The following is a 6,210-nucleotide window of genomic DNA, read 5'->3' as shown; positions in this document are numbered from 1 at the left end:
AAACTTAAACTAATAAAACGGAGAGGCTATGGCTTTAGAAACTTTCGGAATTTTTGGGTTAGAAGTATGTTATCTTGGCATCTTGTCTGTTGATTTAGCATAAAGAGCAACGAAGAGCCTTACTGATTACTGATTACTGATTACTGATAACTGTTTAGCCGACACTTTGAAACAATTGAGTCCAATCGAGATTGGGAGCATCTGAGGGAGCAACAATTTCGATAATTTTATTGTTAGCGGCGGGATAAAATAGGGATTCTACGCAAACCGAGGCCACTTTCGTGCGGGGAATACTGCCCTCAGAAAGGGTATCGGCGGATGACATTTTAATGGCATTAAGATTATCATCGTTTTTAAGGCCTCCGGGGCGCACAATCGTGTAGGTTAGTCCACTATTGATTAAATAGTCTTCCGCTTGTTTTTTCCAGAATAAAATTAACCAAAAGAGATTGAGGGGGTGGAAAAAGTTCGATACACAGAGGGAAGTAACGAGAACAAAATGCTCGATTCCTTTCTTTTTGGCGGCATCGATGAGATTTTTAGTTCCCAAGTAGTCCACTAACAAAGGTTCCGTGGGATTAAAACTCGGTCTGGCTCCCGTGGCGCATAGCAAAACGCTACAATCAGCGATGAGTGCCTCTAACTTATCGGCCTGTTGGACATCTCCGACGACGATTTCCACCCCTGCTGGCAAAATTTCCGCCGCTTTCTCGCGGTTTCTCACCAAAGCGCGGACGGGAATCTGACGTTCGACTAATTGGGCAACGATTCGCCGTCCCGTTTCCCCTGTGGCTCCTGCTACAAATGCTTTCATCGCTTCTTGACCAAATGGTTTTTAACAATACGTTACACTAATCTCAATTCTACAAATTTCCCCGATCCTTTGGCGGTTAATCCCCAAATTTTTCTAACACTATCATTTGCCAGGTTTATAAGTCATGCAGTGTCCCCCCATTAACTCCCTAGCTCGCGAATCTGTAGAAGTCAAAGAAGACAATCAATTTCTCGGTTTTCAAACCCGTTTTGCTGGCTCTATGGATATGTATAGCAATCAGGACAAGGTTGCCGATTATCTGGGCGCTCACGAAGGTTGGTTTTGTCGTTGTGCCGAACCGATGAAAACTCTGCCCTTCGGTGACAATGGTTATATCATCACCATCGGTAAATATGGAGCTTTTGGCTATGAACTGGAGCCGAAAATCGCTGTGGTTCTGGAGCTGCCCGTCAATGGAGTCTATCATACTCGCAGTGTTCCCATTCCCGATCAACCGTTTTTGGGCTATCTAGTGGATTATCAGGCAATTATGAAACTAGAGGAAATGCCCCTATCTTCTCCTAGTCAGGAAATTGAGACAATTTTTCGGCAACAGGGACGGGATATTCCGGCGGTTATCACCCAAGTCACCTGGGAACTGCGTATGGATGTTATGGTTAAGTTTCCCAAGTTTATTCATAAAATTCCCCGTTCCATTCTCCAAAAAACCGGTGATAAACTGTTGACACAAATTGTTCGCCAAGTTTCCCCCCGCTTAACCTACAAAGTTCAAGAGGATTTTCACTCTAGCTTCAATTTACCCCTACCCCCTGCCTCCAGTTGTCTTTTCTATCGTCTCGACCCCTACGAGGGTGGGTTGCTTGCCTAGGGTTTGGGGAGTCTGTCAACAGTAAGCAGTAGAGCTTGCTGATGGGAAACCAAGGAAAAATAAAGATTTGCTAACGGTGCTGGTCAGTCTAAGCTAGAATTATTAAGAAATGTTTACTCGTAAAAATAAACCTAAGACTACTTCAATATTTTATGTCTCTGCCTATCCGTAACGTTGCTATCATTGCTCACGTTGACCACGGGAAAACCACCCTCGTCGATGCACTCCTCAAACAGTCGGGAATCTTTCGAGAAGGGGAAGATGTACCCACCTGCGTCATGGATTCCAATGACCTCGAAAGAGAGCGCGGTATCACCATTCTGGCCAAAAACACCGCCGTTCGTTACCAAGACACCCTGATTAACATCGTCGATACTCCCGGTCACGCCGACTTTGGTGGCGAAGTGGAACGGGTTTTAGGTATGGTGGACGGTTGTATCCTGATTGTCGATGCTAACGAGGGGCCGATGCCCCAGACGCGTTTTGTGCTGAAAAAAGCCCTAGAAAAGGGATTAAGACCGATTGTCGTGGTCAATAAAATCGATCGCCCTAACGTCGATCCTAACCTAGCCGTGGACAAAGTTTTCGATCTGTTTGTGGAACTGGGTGCTGATGACGACCAATGTGATTTTACTACTCTGTTCGCTTCCGGGATGCAAGGATTCGCCAAAGAAAGCCTCGAAGACGAAGACAAAGATATGCAGCCCCTGTTTGAGGCGATTTTACACCACGTTCCACCACCGGCCGGGGACATTAACAAACCTCTACAGTTGCAAGTAACCACCCTCGATTATTCGGAATACTTAGGACGCATCGTTATCGGCCGCATCCATAACGGCGTAATTAAAGCTGGTCAACAGGCTGCTTTAGTAAAGGATACGGGCGCAATTGTCAAGGGTAAAATAACAAAACTTCTTGGTTTTGAAGGCCTCAAACGGGTGGAATTAAACGAGTCCAGCGCCGGTAATATCGTCGCTGTGGCTGGTTTTGCCGACGCTAACATCGGGGAAACCGTAACTTTAGCCGATGACCCGCAAGCTTTACCCCTAATTAAAGTCGATGAACCGACCCTACAAATGACCTTCTCGGTGAACGATTCTCCCTTTGCCGGTCAGGAAGGCACTTTTGTCACCTCGCGGCAAATTCGCGATCGTCTCATGCGAGAATTAGAAACTAACGTCGCCCTACGGGTGGAAGAAAGTGATTCTGCCGAGAAATTCCTGGTTTCGGGCCGGGGAGAACTACATTTAGGCATTCTCATCGAAACCATGCGTCGGGAAGGCTACGAATTCCAAGTATCGCAGCCGCAGGTTATCTATCGCGAAATTAACGGTCAACCCTGCGAACCCTACGAATACCTCGTTTTAGATGTACCCGAAGAAGCGGTGGGTTCCAGTATCGAACGTCTTGGCCAACGGAAAGGGGAAATGCAGGATATGCAGACGGGCAGCAATGGCCGTACTCAATTGGAATTCGTGATTCCGGCCCGGGGTTTAATCGGTTTCCGGGGGGAATTTATCCGTCTGAGTCGCGGTGAGGGGATTATGAACCATAGTTTTCTCGAATATCGTCCTTTCTCCGGGGAATTAGCCACCCGTTACAATGGTGTGATTACTGCCTTTGAGGAAGGAGTCGCCACTTTCTACTCCCTCAAAAACGCCGAGGACCGGGGGGTATTCTTTATTACTCCGGGGACAAAAGTGTATAAAAACATGATTATCGGCGAAAGCAACCGGCCCCAAGACGTGGAGATCAATATCTGCAAAACTAAACAGTTAACTAACCATCGTTCCGCCACCGGGGATGAATTGGTTCAGTTACAATCCCCCGTGGATATGAGTCTCGAACGCGCCCTCGAATACATCGGACCAGATGAGTTGGTGGAAATTACCCCGAAATCGATCCGTCTGCGTAAATTACCGGTGAAAAAGTTAGCCAAACGTTAATCGGTTTTGACAAAATCCGGCGGCAATTTTGCCATGGCCGTTGCTGCTAAAAGGGGCAGCAATGGCTCGAAGATGATCGGTAATTGGTTATGATCGAGATCTAACAAAGAAATCCACTCAGATTTTCAACAAAACTGAGATGATAGAAAAAAGTGCCTTGAGTTTGAGGGTAAAGAATCTGCTGTGAGCTATTCTGCTACTTTGATGCGACATCCGATGTTTCCCGCCGCGTCGGACAGCAATCGTCTGCGTCTCTTTTCGGGATCCGCTAATGTATCTCTCGCCCAAGAGGTGGCCCGTTATCTGGGTATGGATGTGGGGCCGATGATTCGTAAACGTTTCGCCGATGGTGAATTGTACATCCAGATTCAGGAATCGATCCGCGGCTGTGATGTCTATTTAATTCAACCCTGTTGCAATCCCGTCAACGATCACTTGATGGAATTGTTGATCATGATTGATGCCTGTCGTCGTGCTTCTGCCCGACAAATTACCGCCGTAATTCCCTATTATGGTTATGCTCGCGCCGATCGCAAAACCGCCGGCCGGGAATCGATCGCCGCTAAACTGGTGGCTAATCTGATCACGGAAGCGGGGGCAAGTCGCGTGTTGGCCATGGATTTGCATTCGTCCCAAATTCAAGGTTATTTCGATATTCCCTTCGATCACGTTTACGGTTCCCCAGTGGTGGTGGACTATCTTCTCAGTAAAAAATTACCCGATATCGTGGTGGTTTCTCCCGATGTGGGTGGGGTGGCCAGGGCGCGGGCTTTTGCCAAAAAACTCAGTGATGCGCCCCTAGCAATTATTGATAAACGCCGGCAAACCCATAATGTGGCGGAAGTGATGAACTTGATCGGCGATGTTAAGGATAAAACGGCGGTTTTAGTCGATGATATGATCGATACGGCTGGTACGATCGCTCAAGGGGCGCAGTTACTGAAAGCCAAAGGGGCGCGGCAGGTTTATGCTTGTGCCACCCATCCGGTTTTTTCCGGTCCTGCGATCGAGCGTTTATCCAGTGGCATAGTCGAGGAGGTGATCGTTACTAACACGATTCCCGTCCCACAAGACCATTTTTTCCCGCAACTGAAAGTCTTGCCGGTTGCCCCGATTCTGGGTGAGGCAATATGGCGCATCCATGAGGATAATTCCGTGAGTAATATGTTCAAATAGATGGCCGAATCCCCCTAGTTTTAGGGGGAATTTTTATATTTATTTTCTTGACATTAATTCTGATTTGTGGAAGCGTCGGGTTTGTCAAGTCCTCCCAGACGATTGAAGGGCCAAAAACGCACCACGGCGCGACCGATTAAGTTTTCCCGGGGAACGAAGCCCCAAGCGTGGGAATCATAACTATTATTGCGATTATCGCCCAAAACCAGATATTGATCGGGGGGAACTGTCACCGGTCCGTAAGTATAATTAGGTTCTTCGGCGATATACTTTTCCGCTAAAACTTTACCGTTGACGTAAACTAAACCGTTTTTGACTTGCACCTTATCCCCCGGCAGTCCAATCACCCGTTTAATAAAAGCATCCTGAAAATTTTGAGCTTTGAGAGCGGCTGTCGGACTAAAAACCACTATATCACCCCGTTCTGGCTTCTGAAAATGATAGCTAACTTTCTCGATAATTAGGCGATCATTAATCTGGAGAGTGGGTTCCATGGAAGAAGAGGGAATATAACGGGCCTCAGCCACAAAAGTGCGGATGCCAAAGGCCAAAATTCCAGCCGTGACAATGGTTTTAACTGCTTCTAGCCAAGGATTTTCTTGGGGTACGGGAGGGGGAGAAGGTTTTTCGGATTTATGGTTCAAGCTTTCAGCCATAGAATTTTAACTTTTGAGAAGGATTAAGCTAATGCGCTCTTTAATTTTCTAGTTTAGTGATAGTAGCAGCGTAGATAATATTTTAAGACAATTTTCCCACACATACCGGATCACGGTTAATTTGTCAAGGCCGCATTCTGCTGCCGGAAGGGGAATTTCCTCGGGGGTAGAAAACGGTAAGATTATACCAAATTTCTAAATCCATGACAGACATCCACGCTCGAATGCTTGCCAAGCCTGCATTCGTTGTGACGCGAATAAAGAAAAATGGTATAACTCCTCTAGATAAGTATTTTGGCTCACGCCCCTTCCTCTTTTAAGACGTTGTGACACTTAGGGTGCGGAATGTGGGTCACTACGATCCGTCCTTTGAAAAACCCAATGGCGAAGACGGAACCTCATGGTGTATCGCCCTGACCAACCGAGCGGATCTCGACCAGGTGTTGAATTACGTTCGTACTTATCGACCTCAATATCTCGAAGTTAATATTCAGTAATTCACTCACTTACATTCTATGTAATCGTAAATTTTCGGGTCTTCCACTGGTTTTAACTCTCGACGAGGACACCACTGATTAATATTGACTGCCTTAGCTTTATTCTTCATCTCTTGCGGTACTTGCGGTATTTGCTGATTAGCCTCTTGCGTATTCTTGTAATTAATCACGGCTGGGTGGTGATTCGGTAGTAGTGATGGCGGCTTAATCCTTTGCTTTGCTGTGCATTGTAGTCATGGATAAAATACCAAAGGGTTCCCCAACGTGATTCTCCATTTTTTTAGAGAAAGAT

Annotated in this window: 7 protein-coding genes; 4 read left to right on the top strand and 3 right to left on the bottom strand. The window is 46.5% G+C overall.

What is annotated here, in order from left to right:
* Positions 1-154: 154 nt before the first annotated feature.
* Positions 155-814 carry an SDR family oxidoreductase gene (locus EWV60_RS21955; RefSeq protein ID WP_069474613.1) on the bottom strand — a complete coding sequence of 220 codons (660 nt, stop codon included), beginning with the start codon at positions 812-814 and terminating at the stop codon, positions 155-157.
* A gap of 124 nt (positions 815-938) precedes the next feature.
* Here EWV60_RS21955 and EWV60_RS21950 point away from each other — a divergent pair, with 124 nt between their 5' ends.
* The 3 genes from EWV60_RS21950 (at position 939) to EWV60_RS21940 (ending at position 4,765) form a co-directional block, all read left to right on the top strand.
* Positions 939-1,643 carry a DUF1997 domain-containing protein gene (locus EWV60_RS21950; RefSeq protein WP_287234752.1) on the top strand — a complete coding sequence of 235 codons (705 nt, stop codon included), beginning with the start codon at positions 939-941 and terminating at the stop codon, positions 1,641-1,643.
* 152 nt (positions 1,644-1,795) lie between these two features.
* The gene (typA, locus tag EWV60_RS21945) at positions 1,796-3,589 is read left to right on the top strand and encodes a translational GTPase TypA (RefSeq protein WP_130758283.1); all 1,794 of its coding nucleotides are present in this window, start codon (positions 1,796-1,798) and stop codon (positions 3,587-3,589) included.
* Positions 3,590-3,793: 204 nt separating this feature from the next.
* Positions 3,794-4,765, top strand: coding sequence for a ribose-phosphate pyrophosphokinase (locus EWV60_RS21940; RefSeq protein WP_043998328.1), 972 nt, complete (start codon positions 3,794-3,796; stop codon positions 4,763-4,765).
* A gap of 53 nt (positions 4,766-4,818) precedes the next feature.
* Here EWV60_RS21940 and lepB read toward each other — a convergent pair whose 3' ends face one another.
* A complete protein-coding gene (gene lepB / locus EWV60_RS21935) occupies positions 4,819-5,421 on the bottom strand; it encodes a signal peptidase I (protein ID WP_287234747.1) in 603 nt (200 codons plus the stop codon).
* Positions 5,422-5,747: 326 nt separating this feature from the next.
* Here lepB and EWV60_RS21930 point away from each other — a divergent pair, with 326 nt between their 5' ends.
* Positions 5,748-5,918, top strand: coding sequence for a hypothetical protein (locus tag EWV60_RS21930; protein ID WP_223211047.1), 171 nt, complete (start codon positions 5,748-5,750; stop codon positions 5,916-5,918).
* 5 nt (positions 5,919-5,923) lie between these two features.
* On the opposite strand, the gene EWV60_RS21925 is transcribed toward EWV60_RS21930, so the two are convergent.
* Positions 5,924-6,088: a hypothetical protein gene (locus EWV60_RS21925; RefSeq protein WP_287234744.1), complete on the bottom strand. Its 165-nt coding sequence runs from the start codon at positions 6,086-6,088 to the stop codon at positions 5,924-5,926.
* Positions 6,089-6,210: the final 122 nt, after the last annotated feature.

The organism is Microcystis sp. Msp_OC_L_20101000_S702, assembly GCF_007095705.1.
Classification (GTDB): domain Bacteria; phylum Cyanobacteriota; class Cyanobacteriia; order Cyanobacteriales; family Microcystaceae; genus Microcystis; species Microcystis ichthyoblabe_A.
The sequence above is the reverse complement of the archived record's forward strand: the minus strand, read 5'-3'. Positions and strand labels throughout refer to the sequence as shown.

Bases quoted from the DNA above. Each gene is read 5' to 3' on its own strand.
- EWV60_RS21955 (WP_069474613.1), bottom strand. From the start codon at position 814: ATGAAAGCATTTGTAGCAGGAGCCACAGGGGAAACGGGACGGCGAATC.
- EWV60_RS21950 (WP_287234752.1), top strand. From the start codon at position 939: ATGCAGTGTCCCCCCATTAACTCCCTAGCTCGCGAATCTGTAGAAGTC.
- typA (WP_130758283.1), top strand. From the start codon at position 1,796: ATGTCTCTGCCTATCCGTAACGTTGCTATCATTGCTCACGTTGACCAC.
- EWV60_RS21940 (WP_043998328.1), top strand. From the start codon at position 3,794: ATGCGACATCCGATGTTTCCCGCCGCGTCGGACAGCAATCGTCTGCGT.
- lepB (WP_287234747.1), bottom strand. From the start codon at position 5,421: ATGGCTGAAAGCTTGAACCATAAATCCGAAAAACCTTCTCCCCCTCCC.